This window comes from Leucobacter chromiireducens subsp. solipictus (assembly GCF_016758195.1).
Classification (GTDB): Bacteria; Actinomycetota; Actinomycetes; order Actinomycetales; family Microbacteriaceae; genus Leucobacter; species Leucobacter solipictus.
Genome location: NZ_QYAC01000001.1, coordinates 278,719 through 290,599, shown reverse-complemented (window position 1 = coordinate 290,599; position 11,881 = coordinate 278,719). Strand labels below are relative to the sequence as shown.

The 11,881-nt window shown below is 68.9% G+C and carries 14 protein-coding genes and 1 tRNA gene; 7 read left to right on the top strand and 8 right to left on the bottom strand.

The window, feature by feature from the left end:
• The first annotated feature begins 25 nt into the window (after positions 1-25).
• The 3 genes from gatC to gatB are packed head-to-tail and all read left to right on the top strand — an operon-like array spanning position 26 to position 3,413.
• Positions 26-361, top strand: a complete 336-nt coding sequence (gene gatC / locus D3230_RS01405) for an Asp-tRNA(Asn)/Glu-tRNA(Gln) amidotransferase subunit GatC (protein ID WP_202343216.1) — start codon at positions 26-28, stop codon at positions 359-361.
• Complete coding sequence (gatA, locus tag D3230_RS01400; RefSeq protein ID WP_202343215.1) at positions 361-1,896, top strand: Asp-tRNA(Asn)/Glu-tRNA(Gln) amidotransferase subunit GatA; 1,536 nt, start codon at positions 361-363, stop codon at positions 1,894-1,896. Before gatC ends, gatA begins: the two co-directional genes overlap by 1 nt.
• Complete coding sequence (gatB, locus tag D3230_RS01395) at positions 1,896-3,413, top strand: Asp-tRNA(Asn)/Glu-tRNA(Gln) amidotransferase subunit GatB (protein WP_202343214.1); 1,518 nt, start codon at positions 1,896-1,898, stop codon at positions 3,411-3,413. Before gatA ends, gatB begins: the two co-directional genes overlap by 1 nt.
• Before the next feature lie 82 nt (positions 3,414-3,495).
• Here the strand turns inward: gatB and D3230_RS01390 are convergent, their stop codons facing one another.
• Positions 3,496-3,984 (bottom strand): hypothetical protein, encoded by a 489-nt coding sequence (locus D3230_RS01390; RefSeq protein WP_202343213.1) that lies wholly within the window; start codon positions 3,982-3,984, stop codon positions 3,496-3,498.
• Positions 3,985-4,201: 217 nt separating this feature from the next.
• Between D3230_RS01390 and dinB the strand changes: the two genes are divergently transcribed.
• Entirely contained in the window at positions 4,202-5,416 is a 1,215-nt protein-coding gene (gene dinB, locus D3230_RS01385; RefSeq protein ID WP_202343212.1) for a DNA polymerase IV, read from the top strand.
• On the opposite strand, the gene D3230_RS01380 is transcribed toward dinB, so the two are convergent.
• From D3230_RS01380 to D3230_RS01370, 3 genes are read right to left on the bottom strand one after another with little or no spacing between them, the layout of a single operon-like run.
• The gene (locus D3230_RS01380) at positions 5,413-6,006 is read right to left on the bottom strand and encodes a DUF2017 family protein (protein ID WP_202343211.1); all 594 of its coding nucleotides are present in this window, start codon (positions 6,004-6,006) and stop codon (positions 5,413-5,415) included. The two genes, dinB and D3230_RS01380, sit on opposite strands and share 4 nt — an antisense overlap.
• A complete protein-coding gene (clpS, locus tag D3230_RS01375) occupies positions 6,003-6,290 on the bottom strand; it encodes an ATP-dependent Clp protease adapter ClpS (RefSeq protein WP_202343210.1) in 288 nt (95 codons plus the stop codon). Before clpS ends, D3230_RS01380 begins: the two co-directional genes overlap by 4 nt.
• Positions 6,291-6,295: 5 nt before the next feature.
• Positions 6,296-6,643, bottom strand: coding sequence for a metallopeptidase family protein (locus D3230_RS01370; protein ID WP_202343209.1), 348 nt, complete (start codon positions 6,641-6,643; stop codon positions 6,296-6,298).
• A gap of 186 nt (positions 6,644-6,829) precedes the next feature.
• Between D3230_RS01370 and D3230_RS01365 the strand changes: the two genes are divergently transcribed.
• Positions 6,830-6,902, top strand: a tRNA-His gene (locus D3230_RS01365).
• An 86-nt stretch (positions 6,903-6,988) separates the two neighbouring features.
• Entirely contained in the window at positions 6,989-7,414 is a 426-nt protein-coding gene (locus tag D3230_RS01360) for a DUF1801 domain-containing protein (RefSeq protein WP_202343208.1), read from the top strand.
• A gap of 8 nt (positions 7,415-7,422) precedes the next feature.
• Here D3230_RS01360 and orn read toward each other — a convergent pair whose 3' ends face one another.
• A complete protein-coding gene (gene orn / locus D3230_RS01355) occupies positions 7,423-8,118 on the bottom strand; it encodes an oligoribonuclease (protein WP_202343207.1) in 696 nt (231 codons plus the stop codon).
• A 108-nt stretch (positions 8,119-8,226) separates the two neighbouring features.
• Between orn and def the strand changes: the two genes are divergently transcribed.
• Positions 8,227-8,790 (top strand): peptide deformylase, encoded by a 564-nt coding sequence (def, locus tag D3230_RS01350; protein ID WP_202343206.1) that lies wholly within the window; start codon positions 8,227-8,229, stop codon positions 8,788-8,790.
• 6 nt (positions 8,791-8,796) lie between these two features.
• Here def and D3230_RS01345 read toward each other — a convergent pair whose 3' ends face one another.
• From D3230_RS01345 to D3230_RS01335, 3 genes are read right to left on the bottom strand one after another with little or no spacing between them, the layout of a single operon-like run.
• Positions 8,797-10,005 carry an MFS transporter gene (locus D3230_RS01345; protein ID WP_202343205.1) on the bottom strand — a complete coding sequence of 403 codons (1,209 nt, stop codon included), beginning with the start codon at positions 10,003-10,005 and terminating at the stop codon, positions 8,797-8,799.
• Positions 10,002-10,655: a Pr6Pr family membrane protein gene (locus tag D3230_RS01340; protein WP_237466644.1), complete on the bottom strand. Its 654-nt coding sequence runs from the start codon at positions 10,653-10,655 to the stop codon at positions 10,002-10,004. Before D3230_RS01340 ends, D3230_RS01345 begins: the two co-directional genes overlap by 4 nt.
• 9 nt (positions 10,656-10,664) lie before the next feature.
• Positions 10,665-11,861 carry a 4-hydroxybenzoate 3-monooxygenase gene (locus tag D3230_RS01335; RefSeq protein ID WP_202343204.1) on the bottom strand — a complete coding sequence of 399 codons (1,197 nt, stop codon included), beginning with the start codon at positions 11,859-11,861 and terminating at the stop codon, positions 10,665-10,667.
• Positions 11,862-11,881 lie beyond the last annotated feature (20 nt).

The window sequence follows — 11,881 nt, the reverse complement described above, 5'->3', positions numbered from 1 at the left end:
CACCCCGAAGCCATGATGGAGCAGCATGCCTGAAACCTCTGCGGCCGATCACACCGCCCCGAGCGGTGAGATCACGGCCGAGACCGTGCAGCATCTCGCGGGCCTCGCCCGAATCGCGCTGACCGACACCGAAGTAGACCTGTTCACGACCGAGCTTGGCTCGATCCTGACCAACGTCGCGAAGGTGAGCGAGGTCGTACGCGCGGACGTGCCCGCGACGAGTCACCCGATCCCGCTGAACAACGTGACGCGAGCCGACGAGATCACCGATGTGCTCACCCGCGAGCAGGCGCTCGCGAACGCGCCGGAAACGACGGATCACATGTTCCGCGTCTCATCGATCCTGGGAGAGGAACAGTAATGAGCGAGCTGATTCAGCTGACCGCCGCCGAGCTCGCGGCGAAGCTCGCCGCGGGCGAGGTGTCCTCGGTCGAGGCCACGCAGGCTCACCTCGATCGGATCGCCGCGGTCGATGGGGAGCTGCACGCGTTCCTGGCCACCGACGCGGAGGGTTCGCTCGCAGCGGCCCGAGCGATCGACGAGCGCCGCAGCGCAGGAGAGCAGCTCGGCGAGCTCGCCGGCGTACCGCTCGCGATCAAGGACGTGCTGGTCACCACCGACATGCCGTCGACCTCGGGCTCGAAGATTCTCGAGGGCTACCGCTCACCGTTTGATGCGACCGCCGTCGCGAAGGCCCGCGCCGCCGGCCTCGTGAACATCGGCAAGACCAATATGGACGAGTTCGCGATGGGCTCGGCCACCGAGAACTCCGCCTACGGCCCCACCCACAATCACTGGGACCCGACCCGGGTGCCGGGTGGCTCCGGGGGCGGCTCTGCGGTCGCGGTCGGGGCGTTCGAAGCGCCGCTCGCGCTCGGCTCGGACACGGGCGGCTCGATCCGTCAGCCTGCCGCGCTCACCGGGACGGTGGGTGCGAAGCCCACCTATGGCGGCGTGAGCCGCTACGGCGCGATCGCGCTTGCGTCCTCGCTCGACCAGATCGGCCCGTGCGCGCGCACCGTGCTTGACACGGCTCTCCTCCACGATGTGGTCGCCGGACACGACTGGCACGACTCGACCTCGCTCGACTTCGCCTGGCCCTCCATGGCCGCGGCGGCACGGAGCGGCGCGGACCCGGCGAGCCTGCGTGGGCTCCGCGTCGGCGTGGTCAAGCAGCTCATGATCGACGGCGTGCAGCCGGGAGTCAAGGCACGCTTCGACGAGGCGCTGGCACTGCTCGAGGCCCAGGGGGCGGAGATCGTTGAGATCGACGCGCCGCACTTTGAGTACGCGGTGTCCGCGTACTACCTGATTCTCCCCGCAGAAGCCTCCAGCAACCTCGCCAAGTACGATTCGGTGCGCTTCGGCCTCCGCGTCACGCCCGAGGGCGGCGGCACGGTCGAGGGCGTCATGAGCGAGACGCGCGCGGCCGGCTTCGGGGCCGAGGTCAAGCGCCGGATCATCCTGGGCACCTACGCGCTCTCCGCGGGCTCGTACGATGCCTACTACCGCAGCGCCCAGCAGGTGCGCACGCTGATCCAGCGCGACTTCGCCGCGGCGTTTGCACAGGTCGACGTGATCGCATCACCGACCGCACCGACGACGGCGTGGACGCTCGGCACGCACGGCGGCGATCCGATGCAGGACTACCTGAACGATGCCACCACGATCCCCGCCAACCTCGCGGGCATTCCCGGGCTGAGCCTGCCGATTGGCACCGCGAGCGAGGACGGCCTGCCGGTCGGCCTGCAGCTGATGGCCCCCGCGTTCGAGGACGCCCGCCTGTACCGCGCGGGCGCGGCAATCGAGCAGCTCATCGCCGACCGCGATGCGGCTCCGTTCTGGGCGCAGGCCCCGTCCCTTGTCGGGGCACTGACCGGGAAGGCGGGCGCGTAATGGCACCGAAGACCAAGCTGATGGACTACGCCGAGGCGCTCGAGCGTTTCGAGCCCGTGATCGGGCTCGAGGTGCACGTCGAGCTCAACACGGCGACCAAGATGTTCTCCGCCGCCCCGAACACCTTCGGCGCGGAACCGAACACCAATCTCACCCCGGTCTGCCTCGGCCTGCCCGGCGCACTGCCGGTGGTCAACGAGCAGGCGGTCCGCTACTCGATCAGCCTGGGCCTCGCCCTCGGCTGTGAGATCGCGGAGGTGTCAGGATTCGCCCGGAAGAACTACTTCTACCCGGACATGGCGAAGAACTACCAGATCTCGCAGCTCGACGATCCGATCGCGCACGACGGATCCGTGGAGATCGAACTCGCCTCCGGCCGGGTGGTGCACGTGCCGATCGAGCGCGCCCATATGGAAGAAGACGCCGGCAAGCTGAACCACATGGGCGGTTCGACCGGCCGGATCCAGGGTGCCGAGTACTCGCTCGTCGACTACAACCGCGCCGGCGTGCCGCTCGTCGAGATCGTCACGCGCCCGATCTTCGGCGGCGAAGCGGACACCCCCGAGATCGCATCGGCCTACGTCGCCACCATCCGGGAGCTCGTCACGGCGCTCGGCATTTCGGACGCGCGGATGGAGCGCGGAAACCTGCGCTGCGACGCGAACGTGTCGCTGCGTCCGCGCGGCAACGAGGATGCCGGAATGAGCGTGCTCGGCACGCGCACCGAGACGAAGAACGTGAACTCGCTGCGCTCGATCGAGCGGGCCGTACGCTTCGAGATCCAGCGCCAGGCGCGGATCCTCGCCGACGGCGGCTCGATCACGCAGGAGACGCGGCACTGGCACGAGGACACGGGGGAGACCTCTCCCGGCCGTCCGAAGAGCGACGCGGACGACTACCGGTACTTCCCGGAGCCCGATCTCGCGCCGCTCACGCCGTCGCGCGAGCTCGTCGAGGAACTGCGGGCCCAGCTGCCCGAGCACCCGACGCTGCGCCGCCGTCGCCTGATCGCCGAATGGCAGTTCTCGACCCTGGAGTTCCAGGACGTGGTGAACGCCGGACTCGTGGGCGCGATCGAAGCGACCGTCGCCGCGGGCGTGCCCGCGCAGGCCGCACGCAAGTGGTGGACCGGCGAGATTGCCCGCATCGCGAACGAGCGCAGCGCGGTCCCGACCGAGCTCATCACCCCGGAGCAGATCGCCTCCGTGGTGGCCCTGGTCGACGAGGGGACGCTGAACGACAAGCTCGCCCGCCAGGTGATCCAGGGGATCATCGACGGCGAGGGCACCGCCGCGGAGATCGTCGCGGCCCGGGGTCTCGCCATCGTGTCCGATGACGGGGCGCTCATCGCTGCCGTCGACGCGGCGCTTGCCGAACAGCCCGACGTCCTCGCGAAGATCCGCGACGGCAAGGTGCAGGCCGCCGGCGCCATCATCGGCTCCGTGATGAAAGCGATGCGCGGCCAGGCCGACGCCGCGCGCGTGCGCGAGCTCGTGCTGGAGCGTGCGGGCGCGTAGTCCCGACCCACGGCGCGTGAACGCACGCAGCAGGCACCGCACGTGAGGCACGTGCGGTGCCTGCTGCGTCGCGCTGCCTCAATCACCCGCCGATCTGTGCGAAACGCCGTTCGACGCTCGCGAAGCCCTCGGTCATGCTCTGCTCCAGGAACGTGACGCGATGCGTGAGGGTGTTCACGTCGCCCCGGAGCTGGACCGTCGCGTCATGCAGCTCAGTGATTCTTGTTCGCGTGAGGGAGTCGGCCTCGCGCAGCGCGGTGATCTCCTCACGGACTCCATCCAGCTCTCGTCTGATCTCGCTTCGGAGTCCGTCATTCTCGCGTCTGATCTCGCTTCGGAATTCGTCATTCTCGCGTCTGAACTCCTCCCCGATGCGATCGATGCGCTGTCCCAGGCCCTCCACGACGCCCCGGAGTCCGTCCATTTCGCCCCGGAGTCCGTCCAGTGCGCCGCGGATCCCGTCCACGAGGAACGTCATGGTGCGGGTCATCGTCCGGGTGGAAAAGGTCAACATGCCGAGCACCGTGGCGGTCAGCATGCCGAGAGCCGCCCAGGTCTGTGCTTCAGTCAATTGCATCACGCTCCCGAGTATGTATGTGTGCGGCCGATCTTGACAGGGGACGAGGCTCATCCGAGGGCCAGCTCGCCAGATGTGAGTAACTTCGCACTCGGGGATGCTCAACCAGAGCTGTGGACGACGTGCTGCACCGGCTCGGGCGTTGAGTGTCACCAGACCGCCCCCGTGCACCGCGCACGAAAACGTCAGTGGTGTGTGGTGCAATAGTGGGATGGTGGAGTCTCAGCGGTCCGTGGCCTCAATGCTGCACGTCGACATGGACTCCTTTTTCGTCTCGGTGGAGCTGCTGGATCGGCCCGAACTGGTGGGGCGGCCGGTGGCCGCCGCACACGACACCGCACGTTCCGTGGTCTCGAGCGCCAGCTACGAGGCACGTCGCTATGGCGTGCGCTCCGCGATGCCGGTCGGCCGCGCCAAGCAGTTGTGCCCGGAACTCGTGCTGATTCCGCCCACCTTCGAAAAGTACCGTCGGGCCTCACGCGAGGTGATGGCGGTGTTCCAAGAGTTCACACCGCTCGTGGAACCGCTCAGCATCGACGAAGCATTCCTTGACGTCTCCGGCTCGCTGAAACTTTTCGGGAGCCCGGCCGAGATCGCACGTGCGATCCGTGAGCGCATTCGCGAGCGGACCGGGTTACCCGCGTCGGTCGGGCTCGCCGCTACGAAGTTCGTGGCGAAGCTCGCCTCGCAGCGCGCGAAGCCCGACGGAGTGCTCGAGATCCCCCCGGAGCGGACGATCGAGTTCCTCCACGGGCTCCCCGTCGAGGCAATGTGGGGTGTGGGGGCGGCCACGGCGCGGAGCCTGAAATCGCGCGCCATCCACACCGTCGCGGATCTGGCCCGCGAACCGCTGTCATCTCTGACCCGGATCGTGGGCACCGCGAGCGCGCGGCGCCTGCACGAGCTGGCCCACGGCCGCGACGCGCGCGCGGTCGAAACGACGCGCACCGAGAAAAGTATCGGCCACGAGGAAACCTTTGCGCGAGACGTGAACGATCCCGCATTCCTGGAGCGCGAACTGCTGCGGCTCGCAACCCGAACGGGGGAGCGCCTGCGCGCGGCTCAGCTCGAGGCGCGGACGGTCGCGATCAAGGTGCGGTGGGAGAGTTTCGAAACCGTGACACGATCCCGCACCCTCACGGAGTCAACGAACTCCACGCAGCGGATCTATCAGACCGCGCGCGAACTCTTCACCGCGCTCGGGAGCACCCGCCCGGTACGCCTCATCGGGGTGCGAGCGGAGCAGCTCGCCCCCGCGGGCAGCGATCCGGCAGCGCTGTGGAGCGATGACGATGACTGGCGCGCGGTCGATCAGACCGTCGACGAACTCCGGGGACGCTTCGGCGCGGCGGGGATCACGTCTGCGAGCCTGTTGACCGCGCGAGAGGACGTGGTGGACCCGCGCTCCCTCCAGGATCCCGCCTAGGAAGCGTCGGGATCTTCGTCGGCAGCGTCATCCGACGCGGGGGCCGTCATAATGGTGAGCACCGACTCGAGGATCGCCGCTAGCCAGTCGAACACGAGCACGGTGCCGCGGGTGTCCTCTTCCGCAAGAAGCCGGAGCCGGTCCTCGGGCTCGTCGAGGCCGATGCGGGCGGCGATCGCGAGCCTGAGCGCGGTGATGGTGCGCACCCACGCCGGCAGCGTGGTCCGCGAGATATCGACCGAAATCGTCTCCGCTGCGGCACTTCCGTCGCCCACTCCGAGCGCGGTCGTCACCTGGGTGGCGTCGTGCAGCTTCCGGTTCAGGAGCCCCTGCTCGGTGACGCGCCGGAACGACGACGACTCGTCGCTCGCCTCATAGGCGTCCGGGAACAGGCGGGCCAGCGCGGGATCGTGTGGCAGCTCCTCGGAGCCCCCGACCTCGAGGCTCGCAAACAGGGGGTCCGGGTCGAGCGCGGTGCCGCTGTGGCTCTGGAGCAGCTCCACGAGCTGCGTGATGAGTTGATCGAGCATCGCCGCCTCGTCGGCCTCGAAGAGGATTCGGAGCCCGTCGACGCGGGGTTGGAGTCTCATGATGCCCCCGCTTCTCGGACGGTTGCCCACAGGCCGTAGCCGTGCATGGCTTCGACATGCATTTCCATGGCCTCACGGCCGCCCTCCGCAACCACCGCGCGACCCTGATGGTGCACCTGGAGCATCAGTTCCTCCGCGCGCCCCTGGTCGAATCCGAAATAGGTGTGGAAGACGTACGACACGTACGACATGAGGTTGACCGGGTCGTCCCACACGACGGTCTGCCACCCATGGTCAGGTGACACTCTGACGTCCTCCGCGCGGCCGGCCTGCGTCTCGGTCATCACGGCTACCCCCACCCGAGTTCGTGGATGCGTTCCTCGGTGAGCCCGTAGAAGTGCGCGATCTCGTGCACCAGGGTCACGCGGATCTCGTGCACCAGCTCCTCGTGATCCGCGCAGTGGCCCAGGAGGTTCTCCCGAAACAGGATGATCCGATCCGGCTCCTCGCCGTAGCCGTACACGTTCCGCTCGGCGAGCGAGAAGCCCTCGTAGACGCCCAGAATGTCGCTGCCGTCCTCGGGGCGATCCTCGACGAGGAAGATGACATTGTCGAGCTGCGCGAGCATGTCGTCGTGCAGCGAATCGAGGCCATCGGCGACGAGGGCCTCGAACTCTTCGTGCGGCATGACGAGCATACTTTCACCCTACACAGAAGCGGGGGCGAGCGGGGGAGTGTGTTGGGTGGACGTGCCGATCCCGCGGAGAATGGGTGTGCCGCCGCCGCGGCACACCCGGGGTGACGCGCCGGTTCGCGGACGGGAGCCGGCATGGGTTATGATCGTAGAGTTGCCTCGTTCGCCCCGGCGGATGCAGGTCGCATGGTGGCTATAGCTCAGTTGGTAGAGCACCGGCTTGTGGTGCCGGTGGTCGCGGGTTCAAGTCCCGTTAGCCACCCGGATGAAATCCCCCGCTTCGGCGGGGGATTTCTGTTTTTCGAGGAGGCGCTGCCGCGGCGGCCCGAGCTGGGGCAGAATGGGCGCATGGCCAGCGCACCGAAGACCCAGCCCACCGACGCCGACGTGCACGCGTTCCTCGACGCGGCGACCCCGGCCCGCCGTCGCGCGGATGGACTCGCCCTCGCCGAGATCTTCCACGAGGTGACCGGCGAGGCGCCCGTGATGTGGGGGCCGTCTATCGTGGGCTACGGCAGATACCATTATGTGTCGCCGGCGAACCCGCGCACACGCGGCGAGTGGATGAAGACCGGGTTTTCGCCGCGCAAGGCGCAGCTCTCGCTGTATGGCCTGAAAGACCTTCCGGAGGGAGCGGCACTGCTGCCCGAGCTGGGCCGCTACACCGAGGGGGCGGGGTGCGTGTACGTGCGCACCCTCGACGATATCGATCTGGGTGTGCTGCGTCGGCTCATTGCGATCGCGTGGGGTCGCGCCGACGACCCAGCGGCGTAGCCGGGGACTTACTCGGCCGCGGTGGCCTCCTCGGAGGCATCGGTCGCGCCGGCGGTGTCCGAGTCGGCTGCGTTCACGCCGGAAACGAGCGGCGCGAACCGCTCGGTTGCGCACTCAGCGAACCCCTTCGCCTCGGCCTTGTCTGGGCCGGGCTGCGCGACCATGACCGCGTCGCGGAAATAGGCGAGTTCCTGGATCGACTCGGCGATGTCCGCGAGGGCGCGGTGACCTCCGTGCTTCTCGGGGGAGGCCGAGTAGGCGGCTGTGTACCAGCGCCGGCTCAGCTCCTTGATCGTGGAGACGTCGATGCTGCGGTAGTGCAGTCGCTCCTCGAGATTCGGCAGGTACTTGGCGATGAACCGGCGATCCATGCCGATCGTGTTGCCCGCCACGAGCGGCCGGCGGGGGCCGGGAACCAGGCGTGCGAGGTAGTCGATCACCTGCGCCTCCGCCTCTTCGAGCGTGGCACCCTGCTCGATGCTGGGGAGGAGCCCCGACGTGGTGTGCATGTTCCGCACGAAGTCGTTCATGTTCGCGAGCGCCTCGGGGCCCGGGTTGATGACGATCTCGAAGCCGGGGTCGAGGGGCGTGAGATCGAAATCCGTGACGATCACCGCGATCTCGCAGAGCCCGTCGCGGTCCACATCGAGACCCGTCATTTCACAATCGATCCACACGATCTGCGTTGCGGGGGTTGACGACATTGCGGCGGTCCTCTCACTGCGGGGCGTGGCGGGCGGGGCCGCCCGGCAACCGCCCTAGTCTATCGGGCGCTGCGGACCGGATCCGGGGCACGCTCTAGAATGAAGACCATGTCTGTGCTTCCCATCGTGATTTCTGGCGACCCCGTCCTGCACCGCCCGGCCGAGCCGGTGACCGAGTTCGATGCGGCGCTGCGTACCCTGGTCGACGATATGTTCGAGACCACGGTTGCGGCCCCGGGCGTGGGGCTCGCGGCCCCGCAGGTCGGCGTGGGGAAGCGCGTCTTCGTGTGGATGTACGACGATCAGGACGAGGCTCCGGCGCAGGGCGTCGCCATCAACCCGGAGCTGTGGATCTCGCCGCCCGAGCCCGGCTTGCCCGGGGATGACGAGGTGGAGGGCTGCCTGTCCTTCCCCGGCGAGCGCTTCGCGCTGCGCCGCTCCCCGCGCGCCCTGCTGCGGGCGCAGGACATTGAGGGGACGCCGTTCGAGATCCAGGCCAGCGGGTGGTTCGCGCGGATCCTGCAGCACGAGTTCGACCACCTGAGCGGGTTGCTCTACGTGGACCGCCTGATCCACCCGGAAAGTCGTGGCGCGCAGAAGGCGCAGCGCAAGAACGGGTGGGGGAAACCCGGGCTGAGCTGGATGCCGGGCGTGGACGACCTCGAGGGGTAGCCCCCGTTAGTCGACGGATTCCGTGGTGCCCAGGCGGCGTGAATCCGGGACCACGAGCCAGGCAATCCCGGCAACGCCGAGGAGCGCGCCGGTGAGGCCAAACGCCCACCCGAATCCGGCGAAATCGACGATCGCTCCGGCGAACAGCGGTCCGAGCACCCCGCCCAAATCACTGGTCATCGAGTAGGTGGATACGACGTTGCCGCCGCGGCGCTGACCGAGGACGTCCGCGAGGACGGCCTGCTGTCCCGGGTTCACGAGCGCCGATCCGGCGCCCGCGATGAACATGACGACGGCCGCCAACCAGAGGTTCGGTGAGGCGGGAAACACGAGGTAGCTCGCGGTCAGGGTCGTCATCCCGATGATGAGCATGGGCTTGCGCCCGAGTGTGTCGCTCCAGCGGCCGGAGGGGAAGATGAGGACGGCGTTGCCCGCGGCGTAGGCCGCGAGAATCCACGCCGCGACCGCCGCATTGCCCTGGAACGCCACCGCGATAAAGATGGGGATCAATGACACCCGCACGCCGAACGAGGCCCAGCCGAAGGCGAACACTGACGTCAAGAGCGCCCGGTACTGGGGGATGCGCAGCGCGTGGCTGAGCGACATGCTGGGCGCGAGTGCGTCGTCTCCGATGGGGTGCCCGGCCGCCCGTGACTGGCGCAGCGCGATCGCGACGACGGTGGCGGCGACGAGCAGCGTGAAGAAGTAGAACACGAAGGGGGCGCGCAGGCCGAAGCCAGCAACGACACCGCCAAACACCGGGCCGAGCAGCCCGCCGAGCAGGAAGCCGGCCGCGTTCAGGCTCGCGACTCGCCCGCGAGCGAGCGGGGGACTGACCTTGATGATGAGCGCGGTCGCCGCGACGGAGAACATGGCGGAGCCGATGCCCCCGACGCCGCGGAGGATCAGGAACTGCGGGTAGTTGGCCGCGAGCGCGGTGGCCCCCGTTGATCCCGCCACGATCAGAATGCCGATCGTGTAGGTGCGGCGTTCTCCGAGTTTGCCGACCGCCCACCCGGCCAGCGGGGCGCCCACGAGTCGCATCAGCGCAAAGGCGCTGACGATCGCGGACGCCGCGAAGGCGGAGACGCCGAATTCGAGGGCGAACTGCGGGATCGCGGGGGCGACGACGCCGTAGCCGAGGGCCACGGTGAACCCGCCGGCAACGAGGGCCCACACCTCGAAGGGGAGCTTGAGGCGTGCGGAGTCAGTCACCCGACGAGTCTAGCCCGGTGGGGGATGCGCTGCCCCGCCCAGACGAGCGCCGCGGCAGCGAGGAGCGCGGCGACGAGCCCTGCCGAGGTCCATGCGATCGCCGGAGCGCCGCGGCTCGGCACGAGGAAGCCGTACGGCACCCAGCCCTCGGTGGCGCCGCGAAGGAGCGTCACGGCAAGCCAGGCCAGGGGGTACGGGAGCACCCACCACAGCGTGCGCCAGGGCAGCCGCGGCCGGTCGGCGACGAGCAGCCAATCGAGCAGCACGAGCATGGGGAACGCCGCGTGCAGGATCACGCTCGCCCACGGCGGGGCGGTGCCGGTGCCCGGGACGATGAGGTTGTAGACGAGTCCCACGATGATGAGGCAGCTCGCGGCGGCCGCGCGGGCGGTCGTCAGTGGCGTTCCGCTCGGGCGACCGCGGAGCGTGGCGAGGCCGGCGGCGAGCATCACCAGGCTCGCGAGCAGGTTCGTGAGGTTGGTGAAGTAGCCGAAGGTGTGCGCGACCCGCGGGTCCCCGCCTGCCGCGTTGAGGCCGTACACGATCCCGAGCGTTGCGAGCACCAGTGCCGCGCTGGCGACCCTGAGCGCTCCCACCCAGCGCGCCGCGGGCGGAGTGGAGGGCGCGGCGGCACCGGGGCGAAGGCTCATCCGGGCAGGTTAGCCCACGGGAGCTGTGAGGCCGGTTTCGAGCGGCCACCCGGTGTAGGCCTCTGCGAGGTACGTGCGACCCGCTTCGGACTCGACGACCGACCGCAGCTCGCCGAGCTGCCGCAGCCGGTCGAACTCGCTCGCATCCGGCGCGGCGTGGAGCATGCTGGTCATCCACCAGGAGAAGTGCTGCGCCTTCCAGATTCGGCGCGACGCGGTCTCGGGGTAGGCGTCGATCAGCTCGGTGCGACCGTGGCCGAGCCACTCCTCGAGCGCCCGCGCGAGCAGCACCACGTCGGCGATGGCGAGGTTCATGCCCTTCGCTCCGGTCGGAGGGACGGTGTGTGCGGCGTCGCCGACGAGGGCGGCACGGCCACGGCGGAGCTCGTGGGCCACGAAGCTGCGGAACCGCAGCACGTCGCGCTGGAAGATGGGCCCCTCCGTGAGCGTCGTCCCCGGGACGCAGGCCTGGAGCGTGTCCCAGAGCTGGGCCTCACTCAGCGCGTCGGCGTCGATGTGGGGGTCACACTGGAAGTACATGCGCTGCACGGTCTCGGAGCGTTGGCTGATGAGCGCGAACCCCTCGGGAGCGTTGCTGTAGATCAACTCGTCTGCGCTCGGCGGGGCTTCGCACAGGATCCCGAACCAGGCGAACGGGTACTCCCGGAAATATCCCCCCGTCGACGATCCCGTGACCACCGGGCGCACCACGCTGCGGGACCCGTCGGCACCGACCACGAAGTCGGCGAGGAGTTCGAAGGGGGTTCCGTCCGCGGTCGTGCCCGTGACCCGCGGCGTCTCGCTGTCTACCCCCGTGACGGCGGTCACGGTCGCACCGAAGCGGAGGTCCTGGCCCGCCGCGAGTCTCGCCGCGATCAGGTCCTGCAACACCTCGTGCTGGGGGTAGAGCCAGACGCTGCGGCCCACCGATCCGGGAAAATCGATCCGGTGCCCCTCGCCCGCGAAGCGGAGCTGGATGCCGTCGTGGCGGTGCCCGACCGTGCGCGCGCGGCTCCCCGGGATCCGGTCGAGAAGCTCGACGGTGCCCTGCTCCAGAATTCCCGCCCGGATCGTCGATTCGATCTCGCTGCGGCTGCGCTGGTCAAGTACGACGGAGTCGATCCCGATCTCGGCGAGCAGGTGCGAGAGGAACAGTCCTGCGGGGCCGGCGCCGACAATGGCGACGCGGGTGCGTTCTACGGTCATGGGTGGGAGTCTCCTGTGAT

Coding starts and splice junctions, on each gene's coding strand:
- gatC (WP_202343216.1), top strand. CDS start 26: ATGCCTGAAACCTCTGCGGCCGATCACACCGCCCCGAGCGGTGAGATC.
- gatA (WP_202343215.1), top strand. CDS start 361: ATGAGCGAGCTGATTCAGCTGACCGCCGCCGAGCTCGCGGCGAAGCTC.
- gatB (WP_202343214.1), top strand. CDS start 1,896: ATGGCACCGAAGACCAAGCTGATGGACTACGCCGAGGCGCTCGAGCGT.
- dinB (WP_202343212.1), top strand. CDS start 4,202: ATGGTGGAGTCTCAGCGGTCCGTGGCCTCAATGCTGCACGTCGACATG.
- D3230_RS01380 (WP_202343211.1), bottom strand. CDS start 6,006: ATGAGACTCCAACCCCGCGTCGACGGGCTCCGAATCCTCTTCGAGGCC.
- clpS (WP_202343210.1), bottom strand. CDS start 6,290: ATGACCGAGACGCAGGCCGGCCGCGCGGAGGACGTCAGAGTGTCACCT.
- D3230_RS01370 (WP_202343209.1), bottom strand. CDS start 6,643: ATGCTCGTCATGCCGCACGAAGAGTTCGAGGCCCTCGTCGCCGATGGC.
- D3230_RS01360 (WP_202343208.1), top strand. CDS start 6,989: ATGGCCAGCGCACCGAAGACCCAGCCCACCGACGCCGACGTGCACGCG.
- orn (WP_202343207.1), bottom strand. CDS start 8,118: ATGTCGTCAACCCCCGCAACGCAGATCGTGTGGATCGATTGTGAAATG.
- def (WP_202343206.1), top strand. CDS start 8,227: ATGTCTGTGCTTCCCATCGTGATTTCTGGCGACCCCGTCCTGCACCGC.
- D3230_RS01340 (WP_237466644.1), bottom strand. CDS start 10,655: ATGAGCCTTCGCCCCGGTGCCGCCGCGCCCTCCACTCCGCCCGCGGCG.
- D3230_RS01335 (WP_202343204.1), bottom strand. CDS start 11,861: ATGACCGTAGAACGCACCCGCGTCGCCATTGTCGGCGCCGGCCCCGCA.